14 protein-coding genes are annotated in these 15,964 nt (G+C 63.6%); 10 read left to right on the forward strand and 4 right to left on the reverse strand.

Annotated features, from left to right (window positions below):
- Positions 1-197: 197 nt before the first annotated feature.
- The 4 genes from AC1D1B_RS26895 to AC1D1B_RS26910 all read right to left on the reverse strand — a co-directional run bounded on the left by AC1D1B_RS26895 (position 198) and on the right by AC1D1B_RS26910 (position 2,725).
- Positions 198-1,070, reverse strand: coding sequence for an MBL fold metallo-hydrolase (locus AC1D1B_RS26895; RefSeq protein WP_477335948.1), 873 nt, complete (start codon positions 1,068-1,070; stop codon positions 198-200).
- 146 nt (positions 1,071-1,216) lie between these two features.
- Positions 1,217-1,876, reverse strand: coding sequence for a peroxiredoxin (locus AC1D1B_RS26900; protein WP_477335950.1), 660 nt, complete (start codon positions 1,874-1,876; stop codon positions 1,217-1,219).
- 198 nt (positions 1,877-2,074) lie between these two features.
- Positions 2,075-2,440: a cell division protein ZapA gene (locus tag AC1D1B_RS26905; protein WP_477265081.1), complete on the reverse strand. Its 366-nt coding sequence runs from the start codon at positions 2,438-2,440 to the stop codon at positions 2,075-2,077.
- 12 nt (positions 2,441-2,452) lie between these two features.
- Entirely contained in the window at positions 2,453-2,725 is a 273-nt protein-coding gene (locus AC1D1B_RS26910) for a DUF4164 domain-containing protein (RefSeq protein ID WP_023670128.1), read from the reverse strand.
- A 261-nt stretch (positions 2,726-2,986) separates the two neighbouring features.
- Here AC1D1B_RS26910 and tkt point away from each other — a divergent pair, with 261 nt between their 5' ends.
- From tkt to AC1D1B_RS26960, 10 genes are all read left to right on the forward strand, one after another.
- Positions 2,987-4,978, forward strand: coding sequence for a transketolase (tkt, locus tag AC1D1B_RS26915; RefSeq protein ID WP_477335952.1), 1,992 nt, complete (start codon positions 2,987-2,989; stop codon positions 4,976-4,978).
- A gap of 157 nt (positions 4,979-5,135) precedes the next feature.
- Positions 5,136-6,146 (forward strand): type I glyceraldehyde-3-phosphate dehydrogenase, encoded by a 1,011-nt coding sequence (gap, locus tag AC1D1B_RS26920; protein WP_477335954.1) that lies wholly within the window; start codon positions 5,136-5,138, stop codon positions 6,144-6,146.
- A 206-nt stretch (positions 6,147-6,352) separates the two neighbouring features.
- The gene (locus AC1D1B_RS26925; RefSeq protein ID WP_477335956.1) at positions 6,353-8,242 is read left to right on the forward strand and encodes a potassium/proton antiporter; all 1,890 of its coding nucleotides are present in this window, start codon (positions 6,353-6,355) and stop codon (positions 8,240-8,242) included.
- A gap of 159 nt (positions 8,243-8,401) precedes the next feature.
- Positions 8,402-9,604 carry a phosphoglycerate kinase gene (locus AC1D1B_RS26930; RefSeq protein WP_477335957.1) on the forward strand — a complete coding sequence of 401 codons (1,203 nt, stop codon included), beginning with the start codon at positions 8,402-8,404 and terminating at the stop codon, positions 9,602-9,604.
- 122 nt (positions 9,605-9,726) lie between these two features.
- Positions 9,727-10,752, forward strand: coding sequence for a class I fructose-bisphosphate aldolase (locus AC1D1B_RS26935; protein ID WP_477335959.1), 1,026 nt, complete (start codon positions 9,727-9,729; stop codon positions 10,750-10,752).
- A 175-nt stretch (positions 10,753-10,927) separates the two neighbouring features.
- Positions 10,928-11,629, forward strand: a complete 702-nt coding sequence (locus AC1D1B_RS26940; protein ID WP_477335961.1) for a DUF899 domain-containing protein — start codon at positions 10,928-10,930, stop codon at positions 11,627-11,629.
- A gap of 63 nt (positions 11,630-11,692) precedes the next feature.
- Positions 11,693-12,406, forward strand: coding sequence for an SGNH/GDSL hydrolase family protein (locus AC1D1B_RS26945; protein ID WP_477335963.1), 714 nt, complete (start codon positions 11,693-11,695; stop codon positions 12,404-12,406).
- A gap of 222 nt (positions 12,407-12,628) precedes the next feature.
- Complete coding sequence (locus AC1D1B_RS26950; RefSeq protein ID WP_477335965.1) at positions 12,629-13,303, forward strand: hypothetical protein; 675 nt, start codon at positions 12,629-12,631, stop codon at positions 13,301-13,303.
- Entirely contained in the window at positions 13,290-14,321 is a 1,032-nt protein-coding gene (locus tag AC1D1B_RS26955) for a hypothetical protein (RefSeq protein WP_477335967.1), read from the forward strand. Before AC1D1B_RS26950 ends, AC1D1B_RS26955 begins: the two co-directional genes overlap by 14 nt.
- Positions 14,318-15,952, forward strand: a complete 1,635-nt coding sequence (locus tag AC1D1B_RS26960) for a Dyp-type peroxidase (protein ID WP_477335969.1) — start codon at positions 14,318-14,320, stop codon at positions 15,950-15,952. The genes AC1D1B_RS26955 and AC1D1B_RS26960 overlap by 4 nt, the downstream gene beginning before the upstream one ends.
- Positions 15,953-15,964 lie beyond the last annotated feature (12 nt).

The raw sequence follows: 15,964 nt of genomic DNA on the forward strand, positions 1-15,964 counted from the left end.
TCTCCCCCCTTGCGGGGGAGATGTCCGGCAGGACAGAGGGGGGTGTGAAGGATCGCCAACTTCGGTTTTAGCTACCTCAATCGGAAATTGAGGGCGCAGCTATATCTGGCTGACAGGGCGGAGGGACAGCACCCCCCTCTGCCCTGCCGGGCATCTCCCCCGCAAGGGGGGAGATTGGCAGCTTCGCCAACAGCCCCTTAAAACCCATCCAGCGGGAACTTCAAATACCGCCTTCCATTGGCTTCCGGCTCGGGCAGCCGTCCGCCGTTCATGTTGACCTGCAGCGCATGCAGGATCAGCCGCGGCATCGGCAATGTCTTGTCCCGCGCCTCACGCAAGGCGACGAACTCGGCTTCGGTGTGCGCCGCAACCAGGTGGATATTCTTCGCCCTTTGCTCAGCGACGGTGCTCTCCCAACGCGGCTCGCGGCCACCCTCCTGGTAGTCGTGGCCAACGAATAGGCGCGTGTCATCCGGTAATGCCAAAATGCCCTGGATCGATCGCCACAGCCGCGCCGCACTGCCACCGGGAAAGTCTGCCCTTGCCGTGCCGCTGTCGGGTATGAACAGCGTATCGTGGATGAAGGCCGCGTCACCGACGACATAGGTGATCGAAGCCAGCGTGTGGCCGGGCGAAAACAGCACCTTGACCGGAAGGCTGCCGATCCGAAAGCTATTGCCTTCGCCAAACAGCCGGTCCCACTGCGAGCCGTCGGCGGGAAAATCCGGCCAGTTGTAGATCGCCTTCCACAGCGCCTGGACCTCGACGACCCTGTCGCCGATCGCGGTCGGCGCGCCGGTCTTCTCTTTGAGGTAATGCGCTGCCGAGAAGTGATCGGCATGCGGATGAGTATCGAGGATCCACTCGAGCTCCAGTCCGTTCTCCCGAATGAAATCCAGCAAGGCATCGGCGCTTTTCGTCGCCGTCGCGCCGGACCTTTCGTCGAAATCCAGGATTGGGTCGATGATGGCGCAGCGCCTCGTCGCCGGATCGGCGACGACATACTGTATGGCTCCGGTCGGCTTGTCGTAGAAGCCGCTGACCAGCGGCTTGGCCAAAGCTGCGTCCAATTTCCGGCTCCCCTACCCCTCGCTCCGGCAGGAATGATTTTCTCTGCCGGAATGAACCAAGAGCATGGTCATCCAGCAAGGCGCACCCGTCAAGCACGCCTTGCCAGAAACAGGACAAATCGAAAAACGACCCGGGTCGAGAAAACCTAGGCTGTCGGCTGCTTGGTCTTCCTGAGATAGGGCAGGATCGTGTCAAAAGCGCCGAAGCGCTTGATCGCATCCTCGTTGGAGACGGCAGCGGTGATGATCACGTCCTCGCCCTGCTTCCAATTGGCCGGCGTCGCCACCTGATGCTTGGCGGTCAGCTGCATGGAATCGACGGCGCGCAGGATCTCGTCGAAGTTGCGGCCGGTGGTCATCGGATAGGTCAGCACCAGCTTGATCTTCTTGTCCGGCCCAATGACGTAGACCGAGCGCACCGTGGCGTTGTCGGCCGGCGTGCGGCCTTCCGACGTCTCGCCGGCGCCCGCCGGCAGCATGTCGTAGAGCTTGGCCACCTTGAGGTCCTTGTCGCCGATCAGCGGGTAGTTCACCGTCTGGCCGGTCGCCGTCTTGATGTCGGCCTGCCACTTGTCGTGGCTCGCAACCGGATCGACGGATATGCCGATGACCTTGACGTTGCGCTTCTTGAAGTCGCCTTCGAGCCCGGCCATCGTGCCAAGCTCGGTCGTGCAGACCGGGGTAAAGTTCTTCGGATGGCTAAAAAGGATCGCCCAGCCGTCGCCGATCCAGTCATGGAAATTGATCGTCCCTTGCGTCGTCTCAGCGGTGAAGTCCGGCGCGATGTCGTTGATACGAAGGCTCATGGCACATTTCCCCTGCAACAGATTTCGTTAGGAGTGGCACCAAGGCGGCGCCCACGCTCCGGCATTGCCGCATCTTAGCGCATAAATCGCGGCCGCGAGACAATAGGAAACTCTTGTCGGCGACGGAACGAGCACTTTCGTTCTACCTACCCGACATTCGGCCCGACAGTCTTTCGTTTCTGCGGGAAAAGGCTGCGCTCAGGCCTTGTTGACCGCAAGCGACGTGGCCAGGTCTTCCATACGTTGGGCGAGCGCGCCGAGCGCGCTGGTCAGCACGGTGTCGTTCTTGTCGGCCTTGGTCAGCGCATCGTCGCGCGTCTTGCGCAGCGTCTGCACTTCGGTCTCCATGCCCTTGACGCGCTTCTGCAGCTCCGACAGCTCGTCCATCACCATGATGCCGGCCATCACCGTCAGCCGCTGGTCGCCAATCTCGCCGAACGAATCCTTCAGATGCGAGACATAGCGGTCGAAGCGTTCGGCAAGGTCGATCAGATGCTCTTCCTGGCCCTCGTCGCAAGCCATGCGGTACTGCTTGCCGTCGATGGAAACCGTGACCTGTGCCATGGCCTGCAGCTCCTATCTGTCCAGCACCGCGCGGATGGTTTCCATGGCGGTCACCAGTCGGCGCGACACTTCCTTGTTGGCATCTTCCAGCCGTTCGGCGCGGGCTTCGGAATTGTCGAGTTCTTGCGCCAGCCGGGAACGGTCGGCATTCATGCGCTGCACTTCAGCCTCGGCTTCGGAGTAGTCGCGCTCATGCTCAAGCTTGGCCGCGACGGCGTTTTCCAGCCCCTCGATGGCCTTGCCCAGCCTGTGGATGACTTCCTTGAGTGTGGTTTCCCCGGTCATGGCCTTCGTCCTGTGCCCTGCCCATCACCGAATCGCTCGCGTTCAGAACGCGTTAACAAGGAAACATTAGGCACCGGGTGAAGGTAACGTCAACAAAGCTCTCGCGACTGTCCCCTGCTAACGCTAATGTAGGCCTGCCGCCGGCATCACAAGACCGGCAAATGTGCAGCCGATTTGTTGACTAAAAGCCCGCGCCTGCTATGTGTCGCGCACCCTTTCCAGGGCTCTGCCAAGCCCGCAAATCCCCACCCCGGAGGTACCATGACGTCGCGTGAACAACATGACCGGATGGCCAATGCGATCCGTTTTCTCGCCATGGACGCTGTCGAAAAGGCTCAGTCCGGCCACCCCGGCCTACCCATGGGCTGCGCCGACATCGCCACCGTGCTGTTCACGAAGTTCCTGAAATACGATCCGAAGAACCCCCATTGGCCCGACCGCGACCGCTTCATCCTGTCGGCCGGTCATGGCTCGATGCTGCTCTATTCGCTGCTGCATTTGACCGGCTACGAGGACATGACCCTCGACCAGATCAAGCATTTCCGCCAGCTCGGCTCCAAGACCGCCGGCCATCCCGAATACGGCCACGCCACCGGCATCGAGACCACGACCGGGCCTCTCGGCCAGGGCCTCGCCAATTCGGTCGGCTTCGCGCTCGGCGAGCGCATCATGAACGCCGCCTTCGGCAACGACCTCGTCAACCACTACACCTATGTGCTGGCCGGTGACGGCTGCCTGATGGAAGGCGTTTCCCAGGAAGCCATCGCGCTGGCCGGCCACCTCAAGCTGAACAAGCTGATCGTCTTCTGGGACAACAACAACATCTCGATCGACGGTCCGGTCTCGCTCGCCGACAACACCGACCAGGTTGCCCGCTTCCAGGCCTCGGGCTGGAACGCCAGCCACATTGACGGCACCGATCCCGAAGCCATCGCCTATGCCATCGAGGCCGCCCGCCATTCCGACAAGCCGACGATGATCGCCTGCAAGACGACCATCGGCTTCGGCGCCCCGACCAAGGCCGGCACCAACAAGGCGCATGGCTCGCCGCTCGGCGCCGACGAGATCGCCGGTGCGCGCAAGTTCTTCAACTGGGACTCGCCGCCCTTCGAAGTTCCGGCCGACATCCTCGACGCCTGGCGCACCGCCGGCAAGGCCGGCGCCAAGCCGCGCACCGACTGGGAGGGCCGCCTGGCCAAGGCCGACGCCAAGCTGAAGGCCGAGTTCGAGCGCCGTCTCGCCGGCAAGCTGCCGTCCAACTTCGACGCCGTCATAGCCGACTACAAGAAGAAGCTGTCGGCCGACAAGCCGAAGGTCGCCACCCGCAAATCCTCGGAAATGGCGCTGGAAGTCATCAACGGCGCCGTGCCCGAGACCATCGGCGGTTCCGCCGACCTTACCGGCTCCAACAACACCAAGACCAGCCAGACCAAGAACATCACTCCGGACGATTACGGCCAGCGCTATGTCCACTACGGCATCCGCGAGCATGGCATGGCCGCCGCTCTCAACGGCCTGACGCTGCATGGCGGCCTCATCGCCTATGGCGGCACCTTCATGTGCTTCTCCGACTATGCCCGTCCGTCGATGCGGCTGGCCTCGCTGATGGGCATCCGCTCGATCTTCGTCATGACCCATGATTCCATCGGCCTCGGCGAAGACGGCCCGACCCACCAGCCGGTCGAGCATCTGGCGGCGCTCCGAGCCATTCCGAACCACAATGTCTTCCGTCCGGCCGACGCGGTGGAAACCGCCGAATGCTGGCAGATCGCCATTGAATCGGAAAAGACGCCGTCGACCCTGGCGCTGACCCGCCAGAACCTGCCGACGGTGCGCACCGAATACGCGGCCAAGAACCTGAGCAGCCAGGGCGCCTATGAACTGGCCGCGGCCAGCGGTGACGCCGCGGTGACGATCTTCGCCACCGGCTCCGAGATCGAGATCGCGCTCGGCGCCCGCGACCTCCTGGAAAAGCACGGCCACCCGACCCGCGTCGTCTCGGTGCCTTGCTTCGAACTGTTCGACCAGCAGAGCGATGCCTACCGCAAGAAGACCATCGGCAATGCGCCGATCAAGATGGCGATCGAAGCCGGCATCCGCCAAGGCTGGGATCACCTGATCGGCTCCGACGGCATCTTCATCGGCATGCACGGCTTCGGCGCCTCCGGCACCATCGAACAGCTCTACCCGCATTTCGGCATCACCGCCGAAGCCGCGGCCAAAGCGGCGGAAGCCCGCCTGCACAGCAAGTAAGCTCGGTGTCATTCCCGCGAACCGCTGCGGCGGCTTCGCGGGACTGGCCCAACCTAATCGATTTAAATCCACGTCGCTGCGGCTGGATTCTTTCCGCTTCCGCCGCTATGAAGCTGCGGACCCATCTGCCGCCTTTCGAGCTCCCAGGGAGAGTAAAATGACCGTCAGAGTTGCCATCAACGGATTTGGCCGCATCGGCCGCAACATCCTGCGCGCCATCCATGAATCCGGCCGCAAGGACATCGAGGTCGTCGCCGTCAACGATCTCGGCCCGGTCGAGACCAACGCGCACCTGCTGCGCTATGACAGCGTGCACGGCCGCTTCCCGCATGAAGTTTCGGTTTCCGGCGACCAGATCACCGTCGGCAAGGAGACCTTCAAGGTCACCGCGATCAAGGACCCGGCAACGCTGCCGTGGAAGGAACTCGGCATCGACATCGCGCTCGAATGCACCGGCATCTTCACCGCCCGCGACAAGGCCGCCGCGCATCTGACCGCCGGCGCCAAGCGCGTCGTCGTTTCGGCGCCTGCCGAAGGTGCTGACCTCACCGTCGTCTATGGCATCAACCACGACCAGTTGAGCAAGGACCACATTGTCATCTCGAACGCGTCCTGCACCACCAATTGCCTGGCGCCGCTGGCCTCCGTGCTGCACGACACCGTCGGCATCGAAAAAGGCATGATGACGACGATCCACTCCTACACCGGCGACCAGCCGACGCTGGACACCATGCACAAGGATCTCTACCGCGCTCGCGCCGCCGCACTGTCGCAGATCCCGACCTCGACCGGCGCTGCCAAGGCGATCGGCCTCGTGTTACCCGACCTCAAGGGCAAGCTAGACGGCATCTCGATCCGCGTGCCGACGCCGAACGTTTCGGTCGTCGACTTCAAGTTCATCGCCAAGCGCGCGACCACCGTGCAGGAGATCAACGAAGCGGTGATCGCCGCCTCCAACGGCAAGCTGAAGGGCATTCTGGGCGTCACTCATCACCCGAATGTGTCGATCGACTTCAACCATGATCCGCGCTCCTCGATCATGGCGCTCGACCAGACCAAGGTCATGGACGGCAACTTCGTTTCGGTACTGTCCTGGTACGACAATGAGTGGGGCTTCTCCAACCGTATGGCCGACACCTCGGTCGCCTTCGGCAAGACCATCGCCTGATCACAAACATCGTCTCGCAGCTTCAAACGCCCGGCTTTGTCCGGGCGTTTTTCGTCGGAGCGCGTGCCAAGCCAGCCCGACCGGCCAAAATGCACAAAAATCAGCGGCATAGGGCAAAAAACCACCCTCCCGCCTTGCACTGGCCATGCCTTCGCCCCACTCTCCCGTAAATCGGGAGGAAGAGGAATTCGAGGGGCAAGTCACGGATGGAGCATGCGATCTATCTCGTCACGCTGGTCGGCACAGCGCTCGTCGTCGCCGCCGCGTTTTCGAGCCTGATCGCCTTCCGCTTCGGCGCCCCCCTGCTGCTGCTCTTCCTCTGCATCGGCCTTGCCACCGGCACCGACGGTCTAGGCATCGAATTCGACAATGCGCGCGTGGCTTATTTTGCCGGCTCACTGGCGCTGGCCGTTATCCTGTTCGATTCCGGTTTCGGCACGCCGCTCAACGCGCTCCGCCAGGCGGCCGGGCCGGCGCTGTCGCTGGCGACCTTCGGCGTGCTTTTGACCACCGGCCTGTTCGGCGCCGCCGCCTACTATCTGCTCGACCTCACCTGGCTGGAATCCTTCCTGCTCGGCGCCGCCGTCGCCTCGACCGACGCGGCCGCGGTGTTCTTCCTGCTGCGCGCCGGCGAGATCAATTTGCGCGAACGGGTGCGCGCGACGCTCGAGGTTGAATCCGGCACCAACGACCCGATCGCCATCTTCCTGACCATCACGCTGGTCGAGGTCATCGCCGCCCACGCCAATCCCGAGACCCATGTGCTGGTCACCGACCTGATCCTCGGCTTCGTGCTCAATATGGGCCTCGGCGCCATCGTCGGCGTGCTAGGCGGCCTTGCCATCGTACGCCTCGTCGACCGGCTCAATCTCGACCACGGCCTGCTGCCGATCTTCGTGCTGACCTTGTCGCTGATGGTGTTTGCCGCCGCCGGCGCCATCGGCGGCTCGGGTTTTCTCGCGGTCTATCTCGCCGGCCTGATTGCCGGCAATTCCGACATCCGCGCCGTCACCATCCTGAAGCGCTTCCAGGACGGCATGTCGTGGCTGGCGCAGATCATCATGTTCCTGATCCTCGGCCTGTTCGCGACGCCCTCGCAATTCCCGGCGATCCTGGTGCCGGCGGTGCTGCTTGGCCTGTTCCTGATGTTCGTCGCGCGCCCGGTCGCCGTCTGGCTCTGCCTGATCCCGTTCCGCCTGCCGCGCCCCGAAGTCGCCTTCGTGTCCTGGGTCGGCCTGCGCGGCGCCGTCTCCATCCTGCTTGCCATCACCCCGCTGCTCGGCGGGCTGGAGAACGGGCGCGTCATCTTCAACACCGCCTTCATCATCGTGCTGGTGTCGCTGGTGGTGCAGGGTTGGACGGTCGGCCCACTGGCGCGCCGGCTCGGCCTCATCGTGCCGGCGAGACTCGGACCGCTCGACAAGGTCGAACTCGAACTGCCGGGCTCGGCCCATCACGAGCTTCTAGCCTACCGTGTCGCGCCCGGCAGCCCGGTGGCGCGCGGCGAACGCATTCCACGCTGGGCCAGACCCTCGCTAGTGCTGCGCGACGGCCGCTCGATGCGCTTCCAGGACATGGGCCGGCTCGCCGCCGGCGACCAGGTCTACATCTTCGTGCCCGACCGCTATCCGCGCCTGCTCGACAAGCTGTTCGCCAGCCGTGCCGTGGTCGATCCCGAGGATGCCGATTTCTTCGGCGCCTTCGCCGTCGATCCCGCACGTTCAGCCGCGGAACTGGAAGCCGCCTACGCTCCGGGACTGACCGAAGTCGAGCAAAAGCTCACCGTCGGCGCACTGGTGGCGGCGCGTCTCGGCGGCCATGCAGAATATGCTGACCGGGTGCTAATCGGTCCGATCGAGCTGATTGTCCGCGACGTCGACGACAAGGGCAAGATCACAGGGCTCGGCCTGTCCTTCGAACCGACCGCGCCGGTGGCGCGTGTGCCGGTGTTTCTCAGCGCTGGCGAGATGGGCGACCGGGTCTCTGCCTTCATCCGCAATTGGCGCAAGCCGACGGAGGCGCAGGTCGCGGAGGCTCCGGCTGAGGAGAAGCCGTCCTCGGATCCTGCCGCGGAAAAGGCAACGATCGAGAGCTGAGTACGATCCGTCTGCGCCACTAACCAAAGCAAGTTCGTCCCCCAGCATCACCGCTACGTTCGCCCTGACTTCAAAATTTAACGCGCACCGCGGCTCAAGCCTTGCATCGTCATTGATGCGAGGTATGGTCCCGGCGATTTTCCACGGAAAGGAACCAGCATGGCCGCCTTCAAGACACTCGACGATATCGGCAATATCAGCGGCAAGCGCGTGCTGGTGCGTGTCGACCTCAACGTGCCCGTCGCCAACGGCAAGGTCACCGACGCCACCCGCATCGAACGCATCGCGCCGACCATCGCCGAACTGTCCGGCAAGGGCGCCAAGGTCATCCTGCTCGCCCATTTCGGCCGGCCCAAGGATGGCCCCTCGGCCGAATTCTCGCTGGAGCCGATCGCCAAGGCGACCGCCGAGGTGCTCGGGCGCCCCGTCGGCTTCGCCAGCGACTGCGTCGGCGACACCGCGGGAAGCGCCGTTGCGGCCATGAACAAGGGCGACGTGCTGCTCTTGGAAAACACCCGCTTCTACAAGACCGAAGAGAAGAACGACCCGGCCTTCACCGAGCGGCTGGCCGCCAATGGCGACATCTTCGTCAACGACGCCTTTTCCGCTGCCCATCGCGCCCATTCTTCGACCGAAGGGCTGGCGCGTCTGTTGCCGTCCTATGCCGGCCGCACCATGCAGGCCGAGCTTGAAGCACTTGAGAAGGGTCTCGGCAATCCGGTCCGTCCGGTCGTCGCCATTGTCGGCGGCGCCAAGGTGTCGACCAAGATCGACCTGTTGATGAACCTGGTCAAGAAGGTCGACGCGCTGGTAATTGGCGGCGGCATGGCCAACACCTTCCTTGCCGCGCGCGGCACCGCCGTCGGCAAGTCGCTGTGCGAGCATGATCTTGCCCCGACCGCCAAGCAGATCATGATCGAGGCGGCCGAAGCCGGCTGCGCCATCATCCTGCCGGTCGACGGCGTCGTCGCCAAGGAATTCAAGGCGGGCGCCGCCTGCGAGACCGTCGCCATCTCTGATGTGCCGGCCGACGGCATGATCCTCGATGTCGGCGAAAAGACCGTGAAGGCGATCGGCGAATGGATCGACCGCGCCGCGACGCTGGTCTGGAACGGCCCGCTCGGAGCCTTCGAGATCGAGCCTTTCGACCACGCGACGGTCGCGGCGGCCAGGCACGCGGCAGCCCGCACCAACGCCGGCAAGCTTGTCTCGGTCGCCGGTGGCGGCGACACCGTGGCCGCACTCAACCATGCCGGCGTCGCCGACGACTTCACCTATGTCTCGACCGCCGGCGGCGCTTTCCTCGAATGGATGGAAGGCAAGCCGCTGCCCGGCGTCGACGTGCTGAAGAAGCAGGCCTAACCGGGAACGACGGCGCCAAACGACGCGCCGGGAACTTTCAATCGATTCGAGCTTTCCGATGCCATTCCTTTGGCGGTAGACTTCCGTTAAGCGCGGAACAGACCCCTTCAGGAGAAGCAACAATGAGCGAACGTCTCGAAGATATTGCCGCCGCGATCGTGGGCGGCGGCAAGGGCCTGCTGGCCGCCGATGAAAGCTCCGGCACCATCAAGAAACGCTTCGACGTCATCGGCGTCGAATCGACCGCCGACAGCCGCCGCGACTACCGCGAGATGATGTTTCGCGCCAAGGACGCGATGACCAAATACATCTCCGGCGTCATCCTCTACGACGAGACCATCCGCCAGAAGGCCGCCGACGGCACGCCGCTGGTCGACATCATCAAGGCCGCGGGCGCCATCCCCGGCATCAAGGTCGATGCCGGCGCAAAGCCTTTGGCCGGCTTTCCCGGCGACACCATCACCGAAGGCCTGGACGGTCTGCGCGAGCGTCTCGCCGACTACTACAAGCTCGGCGCCCGCTTCGCCAAATGGCGCGCGGTGATCGACATCGACACCGGCAAGGGCGTGCCTTCGGCCAATTCGATCGCCTCAAACACCCATGCGCTCGCCCGCTATGCCGCACTTTGCCAGGAAGCCGGCATCGTGCCGATCGTGGAACCGGAAGTGCTGATGGACGGCGCCCACGATATCGACACCTGCTACGCGGTCTCGAAGGCGACGCTGATCAAGCTCTATGACGAGCTTCATGCGGCGCGCGTCGTGCTCGAAGGCACCATCCTGAAGCCGAACATGGTCATATCAGGCAAGAAATCCGGCAAGACGAACAGCCCCGAGGAGATCGCCGAGAAGACGATCAAGCTTTTCCGCGAAACCGTGCCGGTTGCGGTGCCGGGCATCGCCTTCCTCTCAGGTGGACAATCCGACGAGGAAGCGACCGCCAACCTCAACGCCATCAACGCCATCGGCCCGCATCCGTGGAAGCTGACCTTCTCCTACGGTCGCGCCCTGCAGGCAGCCCCGCAGAAAGCCTGGAGCGGCAAGGCGTCGAACGTCGCCGCCGGCCAGGCCGCCTTCACCCATCGCGCCCACATGAACCACCTGGCGGCGCTGGGCAAATGGAAGCAAAGCCTCGAACAGGCAGCCTGAGCGGTCCTCCCGTTGTCATACAAACCCGGGCCTATGCGCCCGGGTTTTTGTTTGTGGCGAGCCCGGTCTTGGGATCGGACGTCAGCATCCTTATTTCCCTTTCGGTCGAAACCGGCAGCGATGTCGGTTCCTGCCCATTCCGAACGTCCTTGGGATGACAGACAGGGAGAAGTTCATGCATCGCAACAAGGCGCATCTGGCGCGCGAGAAGGAACTGACGCGGTTTCGCGAGCGCGTCGCGGCCGAGCGGCGTGAACTGCCATGGCTGAAGATCAGGAAGGATTACGTGTTCGAGACCGAGCAAGGTCCGAAGAACCTGACGAAGCTGTTCGCCAACCGCAGCCAGCTCATCGTCTACCACTTCATGATGACGCCAGGGTCGGATCATCGCTGCGAAGGCTGTTCGTTCCTTGCCGACCATATCGATGGCGCCAACCAGCATCTCAGGCACCACGACGTGTCGCTGGTAGTGATAGCGCGCGCGCCACTGGCGGAGCTGTTGCCTTACAAGCAGCGCATGGGCTGGAAATTCGACTGGGTGTCGTCTTACGCCTCGGATTTCAATTTCGACATGCAGGTTTCGTTCACCGACAAGCAGATCGCCGCCGGCGACACCACCTATAATTTCGAGACCCGTCCGCGGACATCGAAGGACCTTCCCGGCACCAGTGTTTTCTACAAGGACGAGAACGGCGACATCTTCCTCACCTTCATGTCGCGCGCCCGCGGCGGCGAGGCGCAGATCGGCACTTATGATTATCTCGACATGACGCCGAAGGGTCGCGGCGAAAACGGCGCTTATCAAAGCCTGATGGACTGGGTGCGGCTGCACGACGAATATCAGGACAGGCAGGGGCAGCCGAGCTGCTGCGACTAGAAGCGCGTTCACCTGCGCCCGAACATGCGCTAAGCCTGCCGCTGATCTTTAAACGGTTTTGCCATGCGCTTCCCGGCCCTTCTCACCTGGCTCGCTTACCCTGTCTACGTCTGGCAGGGGCTTGGCGTGCGCCGCCGCACCACCCGCATGCTGCCGGCGCAAGGGCCGGTGATGCACGAGATATCCGGCAAGGCGCCGGCGATCTCGCTGCTGGTGCTGGGCGATTCCTCCGCTGCTTCGGTCGGCATCGGCAATTCCGAGGACGGGCTTGCCGCACAGCTTGCCGTAATGATCGCGCAACGCTCCGGCAACGCCGTACGCTGGCGCGCCGCCGGCTTCAACTCGGCAACGTCGGGCCAGATCCGCGACCATGTGCTGCCCAATCTGTCGGCCGATCCGTGGACGCACATTGTTCTGGCCATCGGCACCAACGACACCAAGAATTTCCACTCGGTGCCGCGCTTCAAGAAGGAGTTCGGCGGCCTGCTCTACGCCCTGCGCGCCAAATGGCCGGAGGCGCGCGTGGTCTGGTCGCCGGTGCTGGAGTTCACCCGTGCGCCGGCCATGCCGCCGCTGCTCGGCAAGATTCTGGAGATCCGCGCCACCGCCATGAACCGCATGGGCGAGCGCTTGTGTTTCGAGCGCGGCGCAGTGCCGGCGCCGCGGCTGCCGATCACCAACCCGCAAGAGGGTTTTGCCTCCGACGGCTTTCACGCCTCGGAAGCCGGCTACCACGCCTGGGCCGAACATCTGGTCGGGCAGGTCCTCGCCGATTGATCAGCGTGGGCGTCGGCTCAAACCCCGCCAGGCCGGAGAACCAGCACGACTAGATTATTTTAAAAATACTATCGATTGCGGCCGCCTCCCAATGGATTGACGGCAGAATATTTCAAGTCAAAACAACGCAGACGCGCCATACCCGCGTTACTTCTGCAACACCGCCTTGCGGATTCAGGGCTGCTGGGTCATTCTGCCATTGGGCAAGGGGTTTAGGGTGGCATGTCGAACATTGCCGGCAAAGCATATGCAATGAACGTGCTGACGCCGATGCGGCCTTGGCGGACAAGAATCCAAACCCTGATTTTCATGGTGGCGCGCGCCGGGCCTGCGCAGCTGTCGGGTTTACTTGGGCTGAAGCTCATTCATTTCGCGCGCTGGGTGATCATCCGGCGCGACCAATGGCCTGATCTCGGCCAGGGCAAGCAGGCCATCCAGAACGACTACATGCTGTTCCTGTCCAATTTCAACGGCACCTGGGACCAGTATATCGACGCCTTCGCCGACGGCATTCCGAGCGGCCTGGACATGTTCTGGTATGCCAGCACCAAATATCCCCACTCGATCCCGATCTCGAGCTTCAAGGACTATATCGGCGCCAACCAGATCCATACCAACTACTACTACAACGCCACGCCAGGTGCCGCGCAGCGCGACATCAAGGGGGCGCTGCGTGTCCGAAACGAGGTGCTGAAGCTCGCCAGGATCCACGCCAGCAGCGACCCGAAGGCCTTCGCACTGGCCTACAAGGAGGCGCTTGTGAAGGTGGCCAACTCGCTGGCATCGCCGGGCTTTGCCCCGATCGCCTCGGTGGCGACGCGCAAGGCCGACAAGGCGCGGAACGAATTCATCGACATGCTCGAAAAGAAGCGTGGGGCGGCCGATGCCAAACCTTGACGGCGGCCACTATTTCCTGACGGTCCTCGCCCCGATCCGGGTCGACATTATGATCGACCCCGACGAGATCGGCCGTTCGCGCTCGCACCGGCAACTGCTGGCGCAGAAGCTGGCGTTGCTGGCCACCGGCAAGCAGACGGCGGAATCACCGCCGGATGCACGGCCCTCGCCCTTCTCGCTCAACACTTTGAACCACCTCGCCCGGTTCGTCATCATCCATGGACCGGCCTTCAACGGGCGCGCGTCGAGCGATGCGCTGGTTGGAGCCGTGCGCGCCGTCAATCCGCTGGCACCGCAGCCCGTCGATCAGCTGGGTACGCCTTTTCTGTTGTTCGCCGCCGATATCGACGCTCAGGCCGAAGGCGATGCTCTACGCGCCTACACCGATCAATTGTGGGCGACGATGAAACGCGATCTGGTGATCATCTTCGGCCATTGCGTCGGCTTCGACGGCATCGATTCCGCGGACGGGTTTCACGCTTACATCAAACGCTGCCAGATCGAGACGACGATGCCGTTCAACGACTACTGGCCAGACGGGCTCGACGTCAAAGACAAGAACCTTGAGATCGGCGCGCTCAAGCCGGTTGGCATCGCCACCGGCGGCGCGATCGTAATCTGGCTTGCGGTCCTGCTTCTGCACGGTGTCTTCGCGGTCTTCGGCGTTCACAATGCTTTTGCGCAATGGGTGGCGACGGCAGCTACATGGGGCGTCGCCGTGGTTTCGCTGCTGGTCATCCTGACGTTGCTTATGGCTTGGAGCCTGTATCGCAAGGTCTTCCACCAGGGCATGACCCCCTTTCCAACCGCACCCGGCGCCGACCTGCCCTCGGTGCTGAAATCGCTGTTCGTGCAGCAGCATTTCACCCGTTTCGCCATCGAGGCGCAGGGCCTTGACGACACAGCGCTTCACGCCCGCTTCGGTGCCTTTGTCAGCGCCATAAAGCCGGACGATCCGGCGGAACCTACACAGCAGGCCGGTGAAATCCGGGCGCCGGCGGCGGAGTGGGCGCGATGATCGAACTCGACCTTCCCGACCTCCAGGGCAATATCCATCGTCCCTATGGCCGTTTTGGCTTTCCGCACAGCCGGCATCTGTTTTTCACCATCGCCGATGCTGCTGCTGGCCGGCTGTTCGTGCAAGGCATTCGGCCGCGGATCACCACCGCCGAGCCATGGGGAAAGTCGGAGGCTGGCGGCGCCGGCCCCACGCTGCTGCGCAAGCCGCCGATCACGCTCAACATCGGCTTCACCTATCTAGGCCTGCGCGCACTCGATCTGCCGACCCGCACGCTGCGACTGTTGCCCGACGAGTTCATTGACGGCATGGGCTGCCGCGCCGACATCCTCGGCGACGTCGAAGGCAGCGCGCCAAGGCATTGGGACCCCGTGTGGCACGCGCATCTCGACGACAGCGTTCGTCCGGTTCATGTCTGGGTGTCGCTCAATGTCGGCGCCAACCCCGACGGCACGCCGCTGCCTGAACTCGGGCTATGGACCGCATGGCTGCAGGAGCTTGCGGCAAAGTCCAACGGCGGCGTGGCTCTCCTCGCAGGGCACGGAGCTGACGGACAAGGCCTTTGGCAGGATTCCGCGGCGCTGATGGATCCCGGTCCTGACGGCACGATGGTCCCGCAGCCGAAGGAGCCCTTCGGCTTCACGGACGGCATCAGCGATCCGGTCTTTCGCGGCCAGTTCCAGGCCGACGCAGAGGCGCGCGCCGTCATCGGCGCTGGCAAGATCGCCGAAGGCCCCTACGATCCCAAAACCAGCTGGAAAGCGCTTGAGACCGGCGAGTTCATCCTCGGTCAGGTTGACGAGGGCCAGGAATTTCCGGTCGCCACCGAGCCGTCCGGCTTTGCCCGCAACGGCACCTTCATGGTCTGGCGCAAGCTGCGACAGGACGTACCGGGGTTCGAGGCCGAGATGCGGCGGCAGGCGGCCCTATGGAAGCAGGTTACCGGCATTGGCGATGACGACGAGGCCTATGAGACCGTTTCGGCCAAGCTGGTCGGCCGCTGGCGGTCCGGCATTCCGCTGCTGGCCGCGCCGAGCTGGGCCGATCACCAGCGTTTGATGGCCGAATGGGCGGATTGCATCGACCCCGCGCTGCGCAAGCCGCGCGACGACGTCAAGCACCAGGAACGGCTGGCCGCCTTTGCCCGGTTGCTCACCGGCTTTCGCTATGGCGATGATCCCGACGGCGCCAAATGCCCGTTCGGCGCCCATATTCGCCGCGCCAATCCGCGCGACATGCTCGACCCGCTGCTGAGCGACACGCATGGGGCAAGCACGCTCACCAACCGCCGCCGCATCCTGCGGCGCGGGCTGCCCTATGCCGATCCCGACGGCGAACAGGGCGTGATCATGATGGCGATCTGTTCGAGTATTTTCCGGCAGTTCGAATTCATCCAGCAACAATGGATGAGCTACGGCCTGGATTTCGACGCCGGCAACGACACTTGCCCGCTGACCGGCAACCGGGCCGAATCCAGCAAGCACGTCATTCCGGCCGGGCCGGCCAATGCCACGCCCTTCATCGCGGCGAACCTGCCTGAATTCGTGACGACGCGCGGCGGCGACTACTTCTTCGTACCGAGCATGACTGCAATCCGGATGATCGCCATGGGAACGGTCGATCCGACCTGACACAAGCCTGCC

Source organism: Mesorhizobium sp. P2_C5_2 (assembly GCF_056404535.1).

Coding starts and splice junctions, on each gene's coding strand:
- AC1D1B_RS26910 (WP_023670128.1), bottom strand. CDS start 2,725: ATGACCGGGGAAACCACACTCAAGGAAGTCATCCACAGGCTGGGCAAG.
- AC1D1B_RS26925 (WP_477335956.1), top strand. CDS start 6,353: ATGGAGCATGCGATCTATCTCGTCACGCTGGTCGGCACAGCGCTCGTC.
- AC1D1B_RS26905 (WP_477265081.1), bottom strand. CDS start 2,440: ATGGCACAGGTCACGGTTTCCATCGACGGCAAGCAGTACCGCATGGCT.
- AC1D1B_RS26940 (WP_477335961.1), top strand. CDS start 10,928: ATGCATCGCAACAAGGCGCATCTGGCGCGCGAGAAGGAACTGACGCGG.
- AC1D1B_RS26955 (WP_477335967.1), top strand. CDS start 13,290: ATGCCAAACCTTGACGGCGGCCACTATTTCCTGACGGTCCTCGCCCCG.
- AC1D1B_RS26900 (WP_477335950.1), bottom strand. CDS start 1,876: ATGAGCCTTCGTATCAACGACATCGCGCCGGACTTCACCGCTGAGACG.
- AC1D1B_RS26950 (WP_477335965.1), top strand. CDS start 12,629: ATGTCGAACATTGCCGGCAAAGCATATGCAATGAACGTGCTGACGCCG.
- AC1D1B_RS26935 (WP_477335959.1), top strand. CDS start 9,727: ATGAGCGAACGTCTCGAAGATATTGCCGCCGCGATCGTGGGCGGCGGC.
- AC1D1B_RS26930 (WP_477335957.1), top strand. CDS start 8,402: ATGGCCGCCTTCAAGACACTCGACGATATCGGCAATATCAGCGGCAAG.
- tkt (WP_477335952.1), top strand. CDS start 2,987: ATGACGTCGCGTGAACAACATGACCGGATGGCCAATGCGATCCGTTTT.
- gap (WP_477335954.1), top strand. CDS start 5,136: ATGACCGTCAGAGTTGCCATCAACGGATTTGGCCGCATCGGCCGCAAC.
- AC1D1B_RS26945 (WP_477335963.1), top strand. CDS start 11,693: ATGCGCTTCCCGGCCCTTCTCACCTGGCTCGCTTACCCTGTCTACGTC.
- AC1D1B_RS26960 (WP_477335969.1), top strand. CDS start 14,318: ATGATCGAACTCGACCTTCCCGACCTCCAGGGCAATATCCATCGTCCC.